Source organism: Tunturiibacter gelidiferens (assembly GCF_014201335.1).
In the GTDB taxonomy this organism is placed as follows: domain Bacteria; phylum Acidobacteriota; class Terriglobia; order Terriglobales; family Acidobacteriaceae; genus Edaphobacter; species Edaphobacter lichenicola_E.
Genome location: NZ_JACHEB010000010.1, coordinates 203,786 through 219,693, shown reverse-complemented (window position 1 = coordinate 219,693; position 15,908 = coordinate 203,786). Strand labels below are relative to the sequence as shown.

Annotated in this window: 16 protein-coding genes; 4 read left to right on the top strand and 12 right to left on the bottom strand. The window is 57.4% G+C overall.

Annotated elements, in window-relative coordinates:
* Positions 1-5 precede the first annotated feature (5 nt).
* From phoU to HDF14_RS19640, 7 genes are all read right to left on the bottom strand, one after another.
* Entirely contained in the window at positions 6-668 is a 663-nt protein-coding gene (gene phoU, locus HDF14_RS19670; RefSeq protein ID WP_183980060.1) for a phosphate signaling complex protein PhoU, read from the bottom strand.
* Positions 668-1,426: a phosphate ABC transporter ATP-binding protein PstB gene (gene pstB / locus HDF14_RS19665; RefSeq protein ID WP_183980058.1), complete on the bottom strand. Its 759-nt coding sequence runs from the start codon at positions 1,424-1,426 to the stop codon at positions 668-670. The genes phoU and pstB overlap by 1 nt, the downstream gene beginning before the upstream one ends.
* The gene (gene pstA, locus HDF14_RS19660; protein WP_260698417.1) at positions 1,426-2,280 is read right to left on the bottom strand and encodes a phosphate ABC transporter permease PstA; all 855 of its coding nucleotides are present in this window, start codon (positions 2,278-2,280) and stop codon (positions 1,426-1,428) included. Before pstA ends, pstB begins: the two co-directional genes overlap by 1 nt.
* 58 nt (positions 2,281-2,338) lie before the next feature.
* Positions 2,339-3,310, bottom strand: coding sequence for a phosphate ABC transporter permease subunit PstC (pstC, locus tag HDF14_RS19655; RefSeq protein ID WP_406707247.1), 972 nt, complete (start codon positions 3,308-3,310; stop codon positions 2,339-2,341).
* Between the two features lie 221 nt (positions 3,311-3,531).
* Positions 3,532-4,539 carry a phosphate ABC transporter substrate-binding protein PstS gene (gene pstS / locus HDF14_RS19650; RefSeq protein ID WP_183980054.1) on the bottom strand — a complete coding sequence of 336 codons (1,008 nt, stop codon included), beginning with the start codon at positions 4,537-4,539 and terminating at the stop codon, positions 3,532-3,534.
* 110 nt (positions 4,540-4,649) lie between these two features.
* Positions 4,650-6,020, bottom strand: coding sequence for a sensor histidine kinase (locus HDF14_RS19645; RefSeq protein ID WP_183980052.1), 1,371 nt, complete (start codon positions 6,018-6,020; stop codon positions 4,650-4,652).
* 15 nt (positions 6,021-6,035) lie between these two features.
* Entirely contained in the window at positions 6,036-6,740 is a 705-nt protein-coding gene (locus tag HDF14_RS19640) for a winged helix-turn-helix domain-containing protein (protein ID WP_183980042.1), read from the bottom strand.
* A gap of 161 nt (positions 6,741-6,901) precedes the next feature.
* Here HDF14_RS19640 and HDF14_RS19635 point away from each other — a divergent pair, with 161 nt between their 5' ends.
* Both HDF14_RS19635 and HDF14_RS19630 read left to right on the top strand, forming a co-directional pair.
* Entirely contained in the window at positions 6,902-7,270 is a 369-nt protein-coding gene (locus HDF14_RS19635; protein ID WP_183980040.1) for a response regulator, read from the top strand.
* Positions 7,271-7,307: 37 nt separating this feature from the next.
* Positions 7,308-9,110 (top strand): ATP-binding protein, encoded by a 1,803-nt coding sequence (locus HDF14_RS19630; protein ID WP_183980038.1) that lies wholly within the window; start codon positions 7,308-7,310, stop codon positions 9,108-9,110.
* 38 nt (positions 9,111-9,148) lie between these two features.
* Here HDF14_RS19630 and HDF14_RS19625 read toward each other — a convergent pair whose 3' ends face one another.
* Together HDF14_RS19625 and hemW are read right to left on the bottom strand one after the other, a co-directional pair.
* Positions 9,149-10,195 carry a threonine aldolase family protein gene (locus HDF14_RS19625; RefSeq protein WP_183980036.1) on the bottom strand — a complete coding sequence of 349 codons (1,047 nt, stop codon included), beginning with the start codon at positions 10,193-10,195 and terminating at the stop codon, positions 9,149-9,151.
* 40 nt (positions 10,196-10,235) lie between these two features.
* Positions 10,236-11,462: a radical SAM family heme chaperone HemW gene (hemW, locus tag HDF14_RS19620; protein WP_183980034.1), complete on the bottom strand. Its 1,227-nt coding sequence runs from the start codon at positions 11,460-11,462 to the stop codon at positions 10,236-10,238.
* A 101-nt stretch (positions 11,463-11,563) separates the two neighbouring features.
* On the opposite strand from hemW, the gene HDF14_RS19615 reads away from it, so the two are divergent.
* The gene (locus HDF14_RS19615; RefSeq protein ID WP_183980025.1) at positions 11,564-12,343 is read left to right on the top strand and encodes a DUF1223 domain-containing protein; all 780 of its coding nucleotides are present in this window, start codon (positions 11,564-11,566) and stop codon (positions 12,341-12,343) included.
* Positions 12,344-12,399: 56 nt separating this feature from the next.
* Positions 12,400-14,436, top strand: coding sequence for an ABC transporter ATP-binding protein (locus HDF14_RS19610; protein WP_183980023.1), 2,037 nt, complete (start codon positions 12,400-12,402; stop codon positions 14,434-14,436).
* Here the strand turns inward: HDF14_RS19610 and HDF14_RS19605 are convergent.
* The 3 genes from HDF14_RS19605 to HDF14_RS19600 all read right to left on the bottom strand — a co-directional run bounded on the left by HDF14_RS19605 (position 14,433) and on the right by HDF14_RS19600 (position 15,906).
* Positions 14,433-15,164 carry an alpha/beta hydrolase gene (locus HDF14_RS19605; RefSeq protein ID WP_183980021.1) on the bottom strand — a complete coding sequence of 244 codons (732 nt, stop codon included), beginning with the start codon at positions 15,162-15,164 and terminating at the stop codon, positions 14,433-14,435. The genes HDF14_RS19610 and HDF14_RS19605 overlap by 4 nt on opposite strands.
* 74 nt (positions 15,165-15,238) lie before the next feature.
* Positions 15,239-15,439, bottom strand: a complete 201-nt coding sequence (locus HDF14_RS26850) for a YdeI/OmpD-associated family protein (protein WP_260698434.1) — start codon at positions 15,437-15,439, stop codon at positions 15,239-15,241.
* On the bottom strand, positions 15,409-15,906 hold the full coding sequence (locus HDF14_RS19600; RefSeq protein WP_260698433.1) for a YdeI/OmpD-associated family protein: 498 nt from the start codon (positions 15,904-15,906) through the stop codon (positions 15,409-15,411). Before HDF14_RS19600 ends, HDF14_RS26850 begins: the two co-directional genes overlap by 31 nt.
* Between the last annotated feature and the right edge of the window lie 2 nt (positions 15,907-15,908).

Below are 15,908 nucleotides of genomic sequence, written 5' to 3'. Positions count from 1 at the left end.
GTTCTTTAGAGCGCATTATTGCTGTGACGAACGTCCGCGCCGCGAACCCAGAAGATTACATCTTCTGCAATGTTAGTGGCATGATCGCCGACGCGTTCCAGGTTGCGCGCGATGATAAGTGCGTTGAGCGATTGCGGAGTCAGCTCAGGCTTTTCCTTGATGAGAGTGCTAAGTGCGTAGAACGCAGAATCATTCATCTCATCGACCTCATCGTCGAGTCGCAGGACCGACTCAGCCAGTTCGGCATCGCCTTCAATGAAAGCCTGGAGAGACTTGCGCACCATCGCGGAAGAGAGAGAGGCAAGCTTTGGAATATCGACTGGAAGATCGATGTTCGCGAAGGCGCCCATCTCGCGTACGCGCACGGCGATGTTGACCGCCTGATCTCCTACTCTTTCGAGATCGGCGTTGATGCGGATCACTGAAAGAATAAAGCGAAGGTCGATGGCCATGGGTTGTTCCATGGCAAGGAGGTCAAGCGCCATCTGGTCGATCTCGCGTTCCAGACGGTTGATGGAGGGTTCGGCGCGGAAGACAAGCTCGCAAATCGACAGATCGCGTGTTCTGTAGGCTTCGATGGAGCGCTGGATCGCCTGCTCGGCCATCCCAGCCATGACGAGCAACTTCTCCTTCAACTCGTCAAGGCTCTGATGAAACTTGACGCGCATCAGCCAAACCTCCCGGTGATGTAGTCTTCCGTTCGCTTGTCCCGCGGATTCGTAAAGATCTTGTGGGTGGAGTCGAACTCTACCATCTTGCCGTTGAGAAAGAAACCCGTGTTCTCGGCGACTCGGGCGGCTTGCTGCATGTTGTGCGTCACGATGACGATGGTGTATTGGCTCTTGAGCTGAAAGATCAGATCTTCGATCTTGGAGGTTGAGACAGGGTCCAGCGCGGAGGCTGGTTCGTCCATCAACAAGACCTCCGGATCGACGGCGAGTGCGCGGGCAATGCACATGCGCTGCTGTTGGCCGCCTGAAAGAGAAGCGCCAGATTTCTTCTTTAGATCGTCCTTGACCTCTTCCCAAAGCGCGGCCTGTTTGAGCGAACGCTCGACCGTCTCGTCGAGTATGCGCCGGTTGCGGAAGCCGTTAAGCTTGAGGCCGCTGACGACGTTGTCGTAGATGGACATGGTCGGGAAGGGGTTGGGACGCTGGAAGACCATGCCGACGCGACGACGAATTTCAACAGGGGAGGCGTCGTTGTAGATATCGATCTCGCCCATTTTGACTACGCCGGTAGCTCGGGCGATGGGGTTGGTCTCGTGCATGCGGTTGAGGCAGCGGACAAAGGTGGATTTGCCACACCCGGAGGGACCGATGAGCGCGGTGGCGTGGTTCGCGGGAATGTGCAGGTTGATGTCCTGCAGGGTGTGCGTCGTACCGTACCACGCGTTCAAATCCTCAACTAAAATGCCGACTCCCACTAGCTTCCTCCCTTGAGTGCGCCGCGGTTGGCAAAGATGCGGACGAGCGTGACCGAGACCATGATTAAAACGATAAGAACAAGCGAACCAGCCCACGCCAAACGATGCCACTCGTCGTAGGGAGAGATAGCATAAACATAGATCTGCAGAGGCAGGGCTGCGATCGGTTGGCTGAGGTTGAAACTCCAGAACTGATTTCCAAAAGCGGTGAAGAGAAGCGGTGCGGTCTCTCCGGCTACGCGGGCGAATGCCAACATGCATCCGGTGATGATGCCAGGCGAAGCCGTGCGCAGGCTGACCGAGATCGCCGTCCGCCACTTGGGAACACCGAGACCAAGAGCTGCCTCTCGAATAGCGTGCGGCACCGTAGCCAGCATCTCTTCGGTGGTTCGCGTAATGGTGGGCACCATCATGACGGCCAGGGCGACGCCTCCGGCCAGAGCGGAGAAATGTTTCTGCTGAACAACGATTAGCGAATAGATTGAGATGCCCATCACGATCGACGGGACACCATTCAACACATCGGCAGTGAAGCGGACCGCATTGGCTAACGTCTTGCCGCGGCCAAACTCTGCTAGATATACACCGGCCGCGATGCCTATGGGAATACCCATGAGGCTGGCAAGAAAGAGGATGATGCCCGACCCGACAATCGAGTTCGCCATGCCTCCACCCGTCTCGCCAACAGGCGCTGGAACGTGGGTGAAGAAGGCAAGATTCAGCGAACTCGCGCCTTTGTAGATCAGGTAGAAGAGAATTGCGAGCAAGGGAAGGATGACTAGAATCGTCGCGAGAATGCAGAGACCGCTGACGAAATAGTTAGTCGCGCTGCGTGTGGCCCTGTTCCTGCGCATGGATTTCGATTCAAAGTCCATGGGTCGGGGTTGGTTGCTCAAGGGTTGAGTGCTCATGTCAGATGACCCGCGCAGGTGCGTTGCGTGTTACCGCCCAGACCATCAGGCGGGCGATGGCATTTACGACGATGGTGACCAGAAAGAGAGCCAGACCAATCTCGATAAGGGCGCTTAGGTAAAGATCACCAGTGGCTTCGGAGAACTCGTTGGCGATGACGCTGGCCAGAGTGTAGCCGGGGGCAAAGAGCGATTTACTGATATCGGGATGGTTTCCTATGACCATCGTGACAGCCATCGTCTCGCCCAAGGCGCGTCCGAGGCCCAACATGACGGCGCCGACAATACCGATGCGGGAGTTGCGCAGAACACCAACACGGATCATCTCCCATCGGGTCGCACCGAGCGCTAACACTGCCTCTCGTTGACTGTTGGGCACCGCGGTCATAATGTCGCGGGTCAGCGAGGAGATGATCGGAAGAATCATGATGGCGAGGATCATGCTGGCCGTCAGAAGTCCGACGCCGAAGTTGGGACCATCAAAGAAACCAGTCCAGCCAAGGGTCTTGCTAAGGAACGGACCGATGACATCGCGCATAAGCGGTACAAGAACGAAGACAGCCCAAAGGCCATAGACAACGCTGGGAATGGCAGCAAGCAGTTCGGTGAGGAAGGAGATTGGAGCACGAAGCGGGCGCGGGCACAACTCGGTAAGGAAGATTGCTACGCCGAGGGCCAGAGGAACCGCCATGCAAAGAGCCAACAGGGATGTGGCAAGTGTGCCATAGATAAAGGGTAACGCGCCGAAGTCGCCCGAGACCGGATCCCATGCCTGGGTGGTGAAGAACTTCCACCCGAACTGAGCGAGACTCAGCCGGGAGTGCATGATGAGGATGCCAAAAATGAACAAAACGATTGCGAAGATGCTGCATGCGCAAATCAGCATGACCGCAGCAAAACTGTCATCGGCAAGGCGACCGCTTCCCCGCTTGGAGAGGTAGTCCCGGATCGGAGACAAGGTTGTACTTGCCACAGCCGGAGCCATATCCGCAAAGGCCGCAGGAGGCGACACGGGTGTTGGTACAGGCAACGGTGAGCTTGTTTCTCTTTCGGGAGTCATACGAGTAGAAGACACAATCCTATTTTCCTGACAGTTGACTCTTCGGATCGATTGTATCGGCCTTACTTATCCGGGTGCTGGTAAGAAAAAAGATGCCGCACGAATCTCCGTCTGAAACCCGTGCGGCAGCGTTGCTATTTTACGGTCGCAATGCTCTTGCGAACCATATCCTGAACTTGCTTGGGCAATGGAGCGTACGTTAGCGCAGCAGCTTCGTTTTCACCGTGATCCAACATCCAACCCAAAAAGTCGGCGAGTGCTTTTGCTTTAGCCGGATCAGTAGAGTGAGTCGGAATCAGCAGCCAGGTAAAGCTGGAGATCGGATAGGAATCGGCACCTGGAGCATTGGTGATGGAGACCCGGTAGTCGGCTGGCATTGTCTTCGCCGCTGCAGACGCAGCAGCAGTCACGCCCGCAGTCGAAGCCTTGAGAAACTTGCCAGATGCGTTGCGCACTGCACCGAAGCTCATCTTGTTCGTCTCGGCATAGATCAACTCGACATATCCAAAGGAATATGGCGACTGACGAACCATGCCTGCGACGCCTTCATTTCCCTTTTGGCCAATACCCGTGGGCCACTTGACCGAGGTACTGTGACCGACCTTGGTCGCCCAGTCCGGGCTGACCTTTGAAAGAAAATCAGTGAAGATGAACGTCGTTCCGCTTCCGTCAGAACGGTACACCGGAAGAATTGATTTGTCCGGCAGATTGACTCCCGGATTGTCTTTTGTAATACGCGGGTCGCTCCACTTGGTGATTTTGCCCAGATAGATATCTGCGATCACGTCGGAGGAGAAGTTGAGGTCCTTGTTGACACCAGGGAGGTTGTAAACCGGCACGACCGCACCGAGTACGGTGGGAATGTGCATCACCTTTACTTTGGCATCCTTCAACTGTTGATCGGTCATCGGACCATCGGTAGCGCCGAAGTCGACAGTGCCTTCCGATACCTGACGGATTCCGCCGCCGGAGCCGATGGACTGATAGTTGATCTTTACGCTCGGATTCGTTTGGCTATATTCGCTAAACCACTTGGAATAAATAGGATACGGGAAGGTTGCTCCCGCTCCGTTAATGTTTTGTGCGTTGGCGCCCACGGCTACCAATGTCAGCACGCCGGCTGCGATGACTTTCAGATTCACTCGTCCCCCTAGGCTTTCAATGCATCGATCCAGCATTTCAGTCAATACATCTCACTCTTGAGTGTGAGGGGGAATTGTTACGGAGAGGTTACATCGGAGTGAAAACGGCATTATTCCACCAAGTTCTGAGCCTTGGGAAGTGTGAAAATAAAGTTGCTGCCAGCATTTAGCTCGCTCTCCGCGCGAATCGATCCGCCATGAGTCTGCACCATGTGCCGCGCAATCGCGAGCCCCAATCCGGTTCCTCCGGATTCTCTTGAGCGTGCCTTGTCCACCCGGTAGAAACGCTCGAAGATTCGGCCGAGATGCTCCGAGGCAATTCCGGGGCCAAAATCTCGCACACTGAACTCCACTGCCTCAATTGGATCCGAGACATCTCGAGACGTGACGACCACCTTGCAAACGGCGGCGTTGCGAGCCTGACCGTATTTGATGCCATTCTCAATGAGGTTGCTGAGAACCTGGAGGATCGCGTCGGTGTCGGCGACGACCTCGGTGGTGGAGATATCGCCGATCTCAAGAATCGATTCCGTATCCTGCACCAGGCCGCTCATTGCCTGCACGGCGTCGCGCACTAAAATGTCGGCTGGAATCGGAGCCGGATGGAGCTCCTGTTCGGAGGACTCTACCCGCGCCATCACCAGCAGATCTTCCGTCAGCCGATTCATACGACTGGCATTCTTCAGGATGATGGTGAGAAACTCTCGCGCCGATTGGCTAAGCGCAGCTTCATGATCAAGCAGCGTCTCAACATAACCCGTAATCGACGTCAGAGGTGTGCGCAGTTCGTGCGATACATTGGCAACGAAGTCGCGCTGGGTCCGTTCAACCTCTTCGATGCGGGTGATGTCGTGCAGAACGGCGACGGCCCCGCCACCGGGCATGGGTGATGCGTTAACCTCGAAGATGCGACCGGGCAGCAGCGAGGTCGAGCGGCCATCGCTTACTACCCGCTGCTCCAGAGCCGTGCGGACGCAGTCCAGCACTTCAGGATCGCGGATCGTCTGGACCAACGCGTGTCCAACACGGATCGCACTGCTAAAGGACGCGCCGGGAATCAGTTTTTGCATCCGTTGATTAGTCCACTGAATACGGCCGGCCGGATCAACGGCAACGACCGCGTCCTGCATGCTGTCGATCATCGCTTCAAGTTCGCGCCGGCTCTCCGATGCGTCATTCAGTGCACGACTCACTTGTCCAGAGGCGACCGAAATTGCCCGTGCCAAGCCATCGAAATCGTTGAAGGAGGGGCGAACTTCATCGATCTGGCGCTCAGGAATTGCCGCGGCAGAGTCTTGCAAGAGGTTGACGTCCTGCCGAACCGAACGCGCGAAAAGGAAGGCACTAATGCCGGCCCATGCGAGCACGAGCAAGCTCGCCATTAGCCAGCGTTGGGGTACCGACGAGAACCCCGCAAACGCAAGGAATACCAGCGCGATCGCAACGCGGAGGAAGACCGAAAAAAAGACGCCACGCCTCACGGACCACCCCCCAGCCTACGCCTGCGCCGCCTTCGGAATCTCGAAGCGATACCCGGCGCCACGCATGGTCTTCAAGTAGCGTGGCGTTTCGGCGTCGGCCTCAATCTTCTCGCGAATGCGTCGGACATAGACGTCGACCGAACGCGGGGTGACAAAACGAGCGTCCCCCCATACCGCATCCAGAAGATGATCACGACTAAAGACTCGCCCAGGGTGACGGGCCAGATAATCCAGAAGCCGGAACTCCGTGGCTGTCGTCGTTACCAGCTCGCCGTTCACACGAAGCTGCATAGCACTGGCGTCGATCTCTACGTTCTCGAACTTCAATACCGAAGGCGAACTTGGTCGCTCAAAGCGCCTCAGCACCGCTTTCACCCTGGCTACAAGCTCGCGAGTCGCAAAGGGCTTGGTGATGTAATCATCGGCCCCCATCTCAAGGCCGTGGACGCGGTCGTTCTCGGCCGCACGCGCCGTGAGGAAGATAATCGGAACCACGCTCAGCGTAGGATTCTGGCGTAATCTCCTGCAAAGATCCAGACCATCCCCGCCTGGCACCATAATGTCCAAGAGAAAAAGCGCGGGCGGCTGCCGTTCGGCGTCGGTAAGTATTTGATTGATAGCGAGATACGGGCGAACTGTAAATCCGGCACTCTCCAGATGATACTGCACCAGGCGGGAGATATCCGCATCGTCTTCCAACACAAAAATCGTCTGACTCACTTCGTATAAACCTCTGTCATCACGTGACTTGATTAACGTCAGGTTAGCGCACCACGGACGGGGGATTGCTAACGTACGATGAATCGTCCACAGTAAAGCTTATGAAGAGTACGTTCGTATACTCTAGAGTCATTCTAAGGGGCCCAGACGGTCAGAACTGCATGAAACAACACTCCAATCTCGTCCTATGCGTCGATGACGAACGAATCGGGCTCGAGGTTCGGAAGATTTTGCTGGAACGGGCCGGATATAGGGTACTGACGGCATCGGATGGACCGAGCGGGCTCGCCGTCTTCTCGGCCGAACCGGTAGAAGCGGTTGTGCTCGACTACTCCATGCCGGGGATGCACGGCGGCGAGATCGCCACCCAGATGCGACAGATCAAGCCTGAGGTTCCCATCCTTTTACTGTCGGCTTACATTGGTCTGGCTCCCGAGGTCACCTCCCTGGTCAATCTTTATATGACCAAGGGGGAGGGTGCCCCGGTGCTTCTGGAAAAATTAGGCATCCTACTGCAACCAGTCAGTTGATTCCGCAACCGAAGGAAATTCACGGGGCGAGAGGGCTTTGAATCTAAGTCAATTCAACAATATTTTAAGGCAGGTCTTCGTACTACCTGTCGTCGCGCTGCTGGTAGTCGCCGGCGCGCTGTACTTTCAGATCCGGGGATCGAACGAAACGGTGAATCTGATTCAGGAATCAGACGCCCGTATCTCACAAGCAACCTTGCTTTCGAAGTTGGTCGTCGATGAGGAGTCCGGCCTGCGCGGGTACGAAACTACCGGCGACATGCGGTTCCTGCAGCCGTTTTACGAGGCAGAATCCCATCTGCAGACCGAGATTCAAAACCTTGACAACCTGGCTGGCGCGGATGCCGATCAGAAGCACGACATTGCGGACCTACGGGACGAACACCAGACATGGCAAGACGCATTCGCCCTTCCTGTCATTGCCACGGTTCGCGGAGGCGGACAAACCAATGATGTGGATCTAAACCTCCACGGTAAGGTCTTGATGGACAACGTCCGTCACGATCTCACCGACATCATCCAGAAGGCCGAGGCCAGTCGTACCCGGCGCATTGCACGCTGGCATCGTCAAGTCCATACCCTGCTTCTGGTGTTGCTCGCCCTGGCCCTCGGAATGGGTGTGCTGATCGGCCTCTTCACCCGCGGTCGCCTCCACGCGGTCTCTGCCGCTTACCGCGGTTCGCTCGACATCCTCGGCCGTCGGGCCGAAGAGCTCTACCAATCCGAGCAGCAACTCCGAACCACCCTCGAATCGATCGGCGATGGCGTCATCACCTGCGACGCCGAAGGCCACATTCAGATGATGAATCCCGTAGCCAGCGAGTTGACGGGTTGGAGCCAGCCCGAAGCCGGCGGGCATCAGCTCGAAGATGTCTTCCGCATCGTCAATGAGACAACGCGCGAACCGGTAGAAACACCAGTAGCCAAGGTGATGCGCCTCGACAAGATCGTGGGCATGGCCAACCATCACACGATTCTCCTGCGCAAAGACGGCACCGAACTCGACATCTCTGACAGCGGCGCTCCCATCCGCGACAAAGCCGGAAACACGATCGGCATCGTCCTCGTCTTTCGCGACATCACGATGGAACGCAAGACTCAGGAAGCTCTGATTGCGAACGAGAAGCTCGCGGTCGCGGGACGTCTCGCCGCCACCATCGCGCACGAGATCCACAATCCGCTCGACTCGGTCACCAATCTCCTCTATCTCATGCGCAACGGCGTCACCCCTGAAGAGTCAGTCCACTTCATGGACATGGCACAGCAGGAGCTGACACGAGTCACGCAAATCAGCCGCGCCATGCTTGGTCTCTATCGCGAATCAAAGGCTCCTGTCGTGGTCGATCTCAAAGAGATGCTCGAGGAGATCCTGCTCCTGATGGAGAGACGGCTCAGCGATCTGGGCGTAACGGTGTCCAACGACATGCCGGAGCCCATTGAAGTAGCCGCCTTCCCTGCTGAGCTGCGCCAAGTCTTCACTAATCTCGTTACCAATGCAGCCGAGGCGGCGGGCACTGGCGGCGAGGTAAAGATCAGCATCGTTCCACAAAACATGGGCGTCGATGTAAATGGCCAGAAAATGCAGGCAGGAGCAACGGTGATCGTCGCCGACAACGGTCCGGGGATTCTGGACGATGTGCAGCCGCATCTATTCCAGCCCTTCTTCACTACCAAAGGAGAACATGGCACAGGGCTCGGCCTCTGGGTCAGTCGCGGCATCATCAACAAACATGGCGGTACCATCTGCATCACCAGCGACACGAGCGATACCGATCACGGCACCAAAGTAGCCGTGTTCCTCGCGACCAATCCGACGATTAACGCGGGTGGCGGCGATTAGGTTTTCGAATCCCTCGGATGAAAGCCCTCTCGCGGCCGCTAAAGTACCCGCAGATGCTCCGACACGATGGCCGCAGCTCTCTCGCACGCAACGCGGTCGACGTCGTAATGCGTTACAAATCGAATCGAATGCGGGCCAATCGCGCTGACTAGCACGCCCTTCTGTTTCAGGGCCGCAGTAAATGCCGCAGCGTCTCCACCAGTAGCCCGATCTTTAGAGCGCAGCTTGAAGATCACGATGTTGGTCTGCACTGTCTCCATGTCGATCTCCGCAGCCGCAGGTTCAGCAGCGACCGCCTCCGCCAGCAGCCGGGCATTCGCATGATCTTCATGCAACCGCTTCGACATCTCATGCAAAGCAATCAGCCCTGCAGCCGCAAGGACACCCGCCTGTCGCATGCCGCCGCCTAAAGCCTTGCGATAAATCCGCGCCTGCTCGATCGCCTTCCTGCTCCCAACCAGCATGGAGCCCACTGGCGCGCCCAGGCCCTTCGACAGACAGAACATCACAGTATCGAATCCGCTCGTCAGCTTCGCCACGTCGAGTCCCAACGCAGTGGCCGCGTTGAAAACCCGGCCTCCATCGAGATGAACCGGCAGACCAGCCTCACGAGCCCCCGCCCAAACCTCCTCAAGTACCGGCAACGGAGTCACTGTGCCACCAGCCATGTTGTGGGTGTTTTCCAGACTGATTAGCCCCGTCTGCGCGCGGTAGTAAATCTTCGCGCCAATCGCCGGCTTGATGTGCTGCCACGTCAAAATGCCGCGCTCCGCTGCAACGGCGCGCGCCTGGCAGCCCGAGAATGCGGACATCATCGCCATCTCCCAATCGAGTACATGCGACCGAGCCTCGCAAATGACCTCCTGCCCATGTTGGGTGTGCAGCCGAATCGCAATCTGATTCCCCATCGTCCCTGTGGGTACGAAGATCGAAGCTTCGCGGCCAAAAGTCTCCGCGGCTTCACGCTCCAGGCGATTGACCGTGGGGTCTTCACTATATACATCGTCGCCGACCTCGGCGGAGGCCATCGCCTCGCGCATGGCTGGGGTGGGGCGGGTCACGGTGTCGCTGCGCAGGTCGATCATAATGTTCGTTCTCTCCTCTGTTTTGTTCTGCCTTGATTTGTTATGCCGCCGCATGAATCAACAGCCGGTTGAAGACTTCGTTTGAGACGAGGCGTCCCTTCGGAGTCAACCGAATTCTTTCCGTACTCAACTCCAATAGTCCCGCATCGCGAACTTCAACGAGGGCGGGCATTGCGTCCTGCAGCAAGCCCTCGCCAAACCGTCCCCGCAATGCATTAAGATCGACGCCTTCGTTCAAACGCAGGCCGAGGAACAGCGACTCTTCAAAGGCCTCGCCGTGACCCACAATATCAATCTCACCATCCGTCGCGTCCCGCTCAAACTCAAGAAGACGAAGCGGATTCGGTGCCGATCCCTGTCCGAGATATCGATCCAGATCGCTCGTGTTGGCGAACCTGACCGCACCCTCATCGACAAGCAGCATCGAATGCGCGTCAAGGCCAATACCGACGTACGGTTGACGACGCCAATACTTCAAATTGTGGCGTGACCAATGTCCTGGCCGAGCAAAATTCGAGATCTCATACTGCTGCACGTCCGCCTCACTTAACAAATCGCACGCCTGCTGATACCACTCCGCCGCACGATCCTCATCAGGCACGGCCTCTGCGCCATAGCGGCTTCCCTGCTCCAGCATCTCTCGCCCAAGCCGCGAATCCTCATCAACCTCGAGAAGATAAACGCTGATGTGAGATACGCCACTCGCAATCGCCTGCTCCACCGAGTAACGCCAGCTCTGCTCTGTCTGATGCGGCAACCCCGCGATCAGATCAACATTGATCTCGCGAACCCCGGCGGTCCTTACCCTTGCGATCTCCGCCTCGCACTGCTTCCGTGTGTGCAGGCGACCAACCGCAGCGGCCTCTTGATCAATAAACGATTGAACCCCGAAGCTGATCCGGTTCATTCCCTGGCGTAGCAACTCATCCAGGGTTTCATCTGCGAGCTGTCCAGGCGCACACTCCAACGTAATCTCGGCATCCGCGGCCAGATCGAACTCGCTTCGAAGGTCCTGAAAGATCAGACGAAACTGTTGTGCCGACAGCAAACTAGGAGTGCCACCACCAAAGTAAATCGTGTCCACAGCCCTGGGCAGCGACGCTCCGATCTTCCCCGCTGCCGCATGCGCCCCGCGAATCTCCACGCCGAGACGGTTCACATACTGCTGCATCCGCTCTGCCCCGAACACCCCCGAAGCAAAGTTGCAGAAAGTACACTTCGCCTTGCAGAACGGAACCGAAATATAGACGCCGACAGGTTCAACCATTGAAACGAAATAACCCTCTCTTCGATTGTTTCACGACGAGCGGCTTCTCGGGGTGTAACTAAAACCTCAGCAGGGACTCTAATCTACAGAGGTCTAGTTCCATGTCGCAGCTTCGATTCCTCGCCGTAACGGCGTTGTTTCTCGTCATCTCTTTCGCTTCAGGCCACGCGCAGACAGCACACGCAAATCTCACGCCGGTCCTCGTAGAGCTCTTTACCTCCGAGGGCTGTTCCAGCTGCCCACCCGCTGACGCTCTCCTGGCAAAGCTCGACCACGATCAGCCCATTCAAAATGCCGAGATCATCATTCTCGAAGAGCACGTCGACTACTGGGACGACCTCGGATGGCACGACCGTTTCTCCTCTCACCAATACACCGAGCGTCAGAGCGAGTACAGCAGACGGTTCGGGCTTGACGGCGTATACACCCCGCAGATGATTGTCGACGGAACCGATCAGTTCGTGGGCAACGACTCCTTCCATGCCCACCGCTACATCACCAGCGCAGCGCAGAAAACCAAACTCCATCTATCGCTCTCCTGCCCCGTCGTGGACGCGCGCAAGATCTCCTCCTCCGTCTCGCTGCCGGGATCGTCTCCCTCCGAGGCGTATGCGGAACTCTACGCTGCTCTTGTCGATCCTTCTGACACCACCGATGTTCACAACGGCGAAAACGGTGGCCGGCGCCTTCAGCACGCGGGCGTCGTCCGCAGCCTGCAGCACATCGGCACTTTGAAAGATCTCAACGCAGGAGCACTCAACTTTAGCCTCAACGCCCCTGATGACGCCAAACTGACTGAAATGCGCGTAGTTGTCTTCGCTCAGCAAAGCAATCAGGGACACGTCCTGGGAGCAGTAGTGACCGACGTAAAGCCCCAGTGAAACCTGCGCTTCCCGAATCGCGCATCTGCCTTAAGCATCTAGAATAGAGATTGCCTATGGCAGACGACCAGAAACCGAAGAATCCAAAGGAAGAGACCGCGAAAAAGCCATCGCCGGACGATGAAGTCGCCGGCAAGGCATACGACGGACGTCTGATGCGCCGTCTCCTTACCTATCTCAAGCCCTACAAACTGCAGACCGGGCTCTCCGCTATCACCATCTTCTTCAAGGCCTCTACCGACGTCATGGGGCCCTACCTGGTCAAGGTCGCCGTCGATACCTACATGACCGACACGCCACCGGCCAAGCTATCCTGGCTGGCGCGCCATCTCAGCTCGCGCCCCATGACCGGCATCACCCAGATCGGCTGTCTCTATCTCGGCGCGCTCCTTCTCACCTACGTACTCGAATTCGCGCAAACCTACATGATGCAGTGGACCGGGCAGAAGATCATGTTCGATCTTCGCAGCCAGATCTTCCGTCACCTGCAGCGCATGCAGCCCTCCTTCTTCGATCACAATCCAGTTGGCAAACTCGTCACTCGCGTCACCTCTGACGTAGACGCGCTCAACGAAATGTTTACCTCAGGCGTGCTCGCCATCTTCGAGGACATCTTTGTTCTCCTCTTCATCGTCCTCATCATGCTGCGGATGAGCTGGCCTCTTGCCCTTCTCGCGCTCTCAGTCATCCCGGCGATCCTCTACGTCACCAGGATCTTCCGCCGCCACGTTCGGGACAGCTACCGCCGCCAGCGCGCCGCCACAGCACGCATCAACTCCTTCACGCAGGAGTACGTCTCCGGCATGTCCATCGTGCAGCTCTTCAACCGCGAGCGCCGCGCCTTCAACGACTACTCCTCCGTCAATGCCGAAAACAAACAAGCCTGGACCGACGCCATCTTCGCCTATGCCGTTTACTACCCGGTCGTCGAGTTCCTTAGCGCCACCGCCATCGCACTCATCATCTGGCGCGGCGGCATATCAGCTCTCCACTACCTCCAAGCCACTCAGCTACACGAGCTTCAACCTCTTCTTCACGCATTGCCAAAGGCCAGCAGCGTCGTCACGGTAGGCATCCTCATCGCCTTCATCCAGTACGCCCAACGCTTCTTCCGCCCCATTCAGGACCTCAGCGAAAAATACAACATCCTGCAAGCCGCCATGGCCGCCAGCGAACGCGTCTTCAAACTGCTCGACACCGAACCCACCATCGTCTCCCCTGCCTCTCCTGTATCGGGCAACAATTCAGGTCGCGTCGAGTTCCACAACGTCTGGTTCACCTATCAGGCTCTCGACGAAGCCCAGCGCACCCGCGTAACTTCCGCTACCGAAGAAGAACTCAACACCTTCGCCGACATCGAATGGATCCTTCGCGGAGTTACCTTCACTGTCGAACCAGACGAGACCGCCGCAATCGTCGGCCACACCGGCGCCGGCAAGACCACCATCACTGGCCTCATGATGCGTTTCTACGACATCCAGCGCGGCAGCATTCTCGTCGACGGTGTTGACGTCCGCAAGCAAGATTTAAAAAGACTCCGCCAACGCTTCGGCGTCGTCCTGCAGGACCCCTTCCTCTTCACCGGCACTATCTCCGACAACATTCGCCTCGGCTCCAAGTGGATCACCGACGAGCGTCTCCAGCGCGCAGCAGACGAAGTCAACGTGGGCGACTTCATCCGCTCCCTTCCTCTTCAATTCGACGAGCCCGTCCGCGAACGTGGCGCGACCCTTTCCACCGGCCAGAAGCAGCTCATCAGCTTCGCCCGTGCCCTCGCCCACGACCCTGGCATCCTCATCCTAGACGAGGCCACCTCCTCGGTCGACACAGACACCGAGCTCCGCGTCCGTCTCGCGCTCTCCCGGATGATCACCGGCCGCACCTCAATCCTCATCGCGCACCGGCTCTCCACCATCCAACGCGCCGACACCATCCTTGTCATGCACAAGGGGCAGCTCCGCGAGCGCGGCACCCATCAGCAGCTCCTCACCGAGCGCGGCCTCTACTGGAAGCTCTACCAGCTCCAGTACCGCGACCAGGAACTCGGCACTGGCAGCGACTCAGTTCCGCTCGAACCACTCAGCGCCGACTAGTCTCCAGAAGGCAACTCCCGTACCGTGATTCTCGAAGACACTCGCTCTGCCCACTCAACGACCGGGCGCCAGTATGTCTCAGTCGGGAAGTAGACCGGGCCATCGTGTGCAAATCCAGAGACGATGATCAGCTCCCCACTCTCCCCACAAGCCTCATGGACCCGCTTCGCCATCGCCACAGGAAACAGTTGGTCCCCATCGCTGTGAACTACAAGAACTGGCGTCGTCGTTTCATTCAACTGCCGAAAGTTGTGCCAGACATCTGGCATCGCGTAAGTCATCCAACGTCGAAAACCCATCGCGAGCGCCGCCTCACGAAGTGTGGAATACCCTTGGCAAAGAATCACCCCATCAACCTTGAGCCCCGGTGCAACAGCTAAAACCACGCCGCTTCCAAGAGAAAAGCCCAGCAAAAAGATGGACTGGTGCCCGCGATCCTTCAACTCCCGATAGGCCGCAATCGCATCTTCTTCGCAGTGCGCCACGCTCACTCTCCCCGAGCTAGCACCATACCCGGAGTAATTGAACACAAGCGAGGAAACGTCCATCGTCCTCAACAACTCCTGCACGCCACTCCAGTACTCAACCTGTTCGCCGATCCCATGACAGATCAGAAACACCGGTGCGTCGTCGCTCGCACGAACATACACTGCTGACAATTCTCTGTCCCCACTACGAATAGTCAGACGCTCCTGGTCAAACGCAAACGCATCGAACAAACGTTTCATCGAGCCACTCAAGCGATCTCTTCGCAGAAACACCCGGCCGACAACGTCCAGCGCGAAAGAAAGAATGCGGGCTCTCATCTTCCCGCCACCTTCAGGCAATCCTCAACGAGCCTCTTAACGCGCTTCTCTCGGGCCTCTGGGCTTTGATAGTAAAAGACCGCAAGCAGACTGGTCCGCCGCTGCGTCAGGGTCATCGCCTCCCATCCCCTGCGCGCGGCAGGCACCCAACCAAACGCCGCTTCTATCACCGGCGGCAGAACCTTCTCCCCCTCCATGGCCAACAACATTCGCTCGGCATCTGTTCCACCCTCCTCTGCCGCGCCTCGACACTCTTCACAGCGCCCAACCACTTACCCACCTCGCGCCGCATCGACTCGCTCTGCTCCCCATACCACATCGCCAGCTTCTTCTGCCGCTTCAGCAACCTCTCAAACTCCGGCGTCACCACCGCCTCGCGCTCGTCCAGATCCGGCTCAATCGCAAAGTCCACCATAGCCCCAACCTTCGCCGCGGCTGTCCTCTGCATCTTTTTATTCACGAGTAAAAAATGTCCACCCCGTACAGCATCACCAAACAAAGATGTTCGATATACCTCTCCACCAATCTCTACCTTCACCCGCAAACGCACCATCTTCTTCCAAGTCTTCTCAATCTCGAACGGAAGCCGCACAATCACCCACCCCAGCCCATTACTGGCAGGCTCCAGCACCCCACGAAACCTCTTGACTGCACTTAAAGCCATGC

Excerpts from the sequence above, each read along its gene's own strand:
- phoU (WP_183980060.1), bottom strand. The coding sequence starts at position 668 with ATGCGCGTCAAGTTTCATCAGAGCCTTGACGAGTTGAAGGAGAAGTTG.
- pstA (WP_260698417.1), bottom strand. The coding sequence starts at position 2,280 with ATGCGCAGGAACAGGGCCACACGCAGCGCGACTAACTATTTCGTCAGC.
- HDF14_RS19635 (WP_183980040.1), top strand. The coding sequence starts at position 6,902 with ATGAAACAACACTCCAATCTCGTCCTATGCGTCGATGACGAACGAATC.
- HDF14_RS19625 (WP_183980036.1), bottom strand. The coding sequence starts at position 10,195 with ATGATCGACCTGCGCAGCGACACCGTGACCCGCCCCACCCCAGCCATG.
- hemW (WP_183980034.1), bottom strand. The coding sequence starts at position 11,462 with ATGGTTGAACCTGTCGGCGTCTATATTTCGGTTCCGTTCTGCAAGGCG.
- HDF14_RS19615 (WP_183980025.1), top strand. The coding sequence starts at position 11,564 with ATGTCGCAGCTTCGATTCCTCGCCGTAACGGCGTTGTTTCTCGTCATC.
- HDF14_RS19610 (WP_183980023.1), top strand. The coding sequence starts at position 12,400 with ATGGCAGACGACCAGAAACCGAAGAATCCAAAGGAAGAGACCGCGAAA.
- HDF14_RS19605 (WP_183980021.1), bottom strand. The coding sequence starts at position 15,164 with ATGAAACGTTTGTTCGATGCGTTTGCGTTTGACCAGGAGCGTCTGACT.
- HDF14_RS26850 (WP_260698434.1), bottom strand. The coding sequence starts at position 15,439 with ATGGAGGGGGAGAAGGTTCTGCCGCCGGTGATAGAAGCGGCGTTTGGT.
- HDF14_RS19600 (WP_260698433.1), bottom strand. The coding sequence starts at position 15,906 with ATGGCTTTAAGTGCAGTCAAGAGGTTTCGTGGGGTGCTGGAGCCTGCC.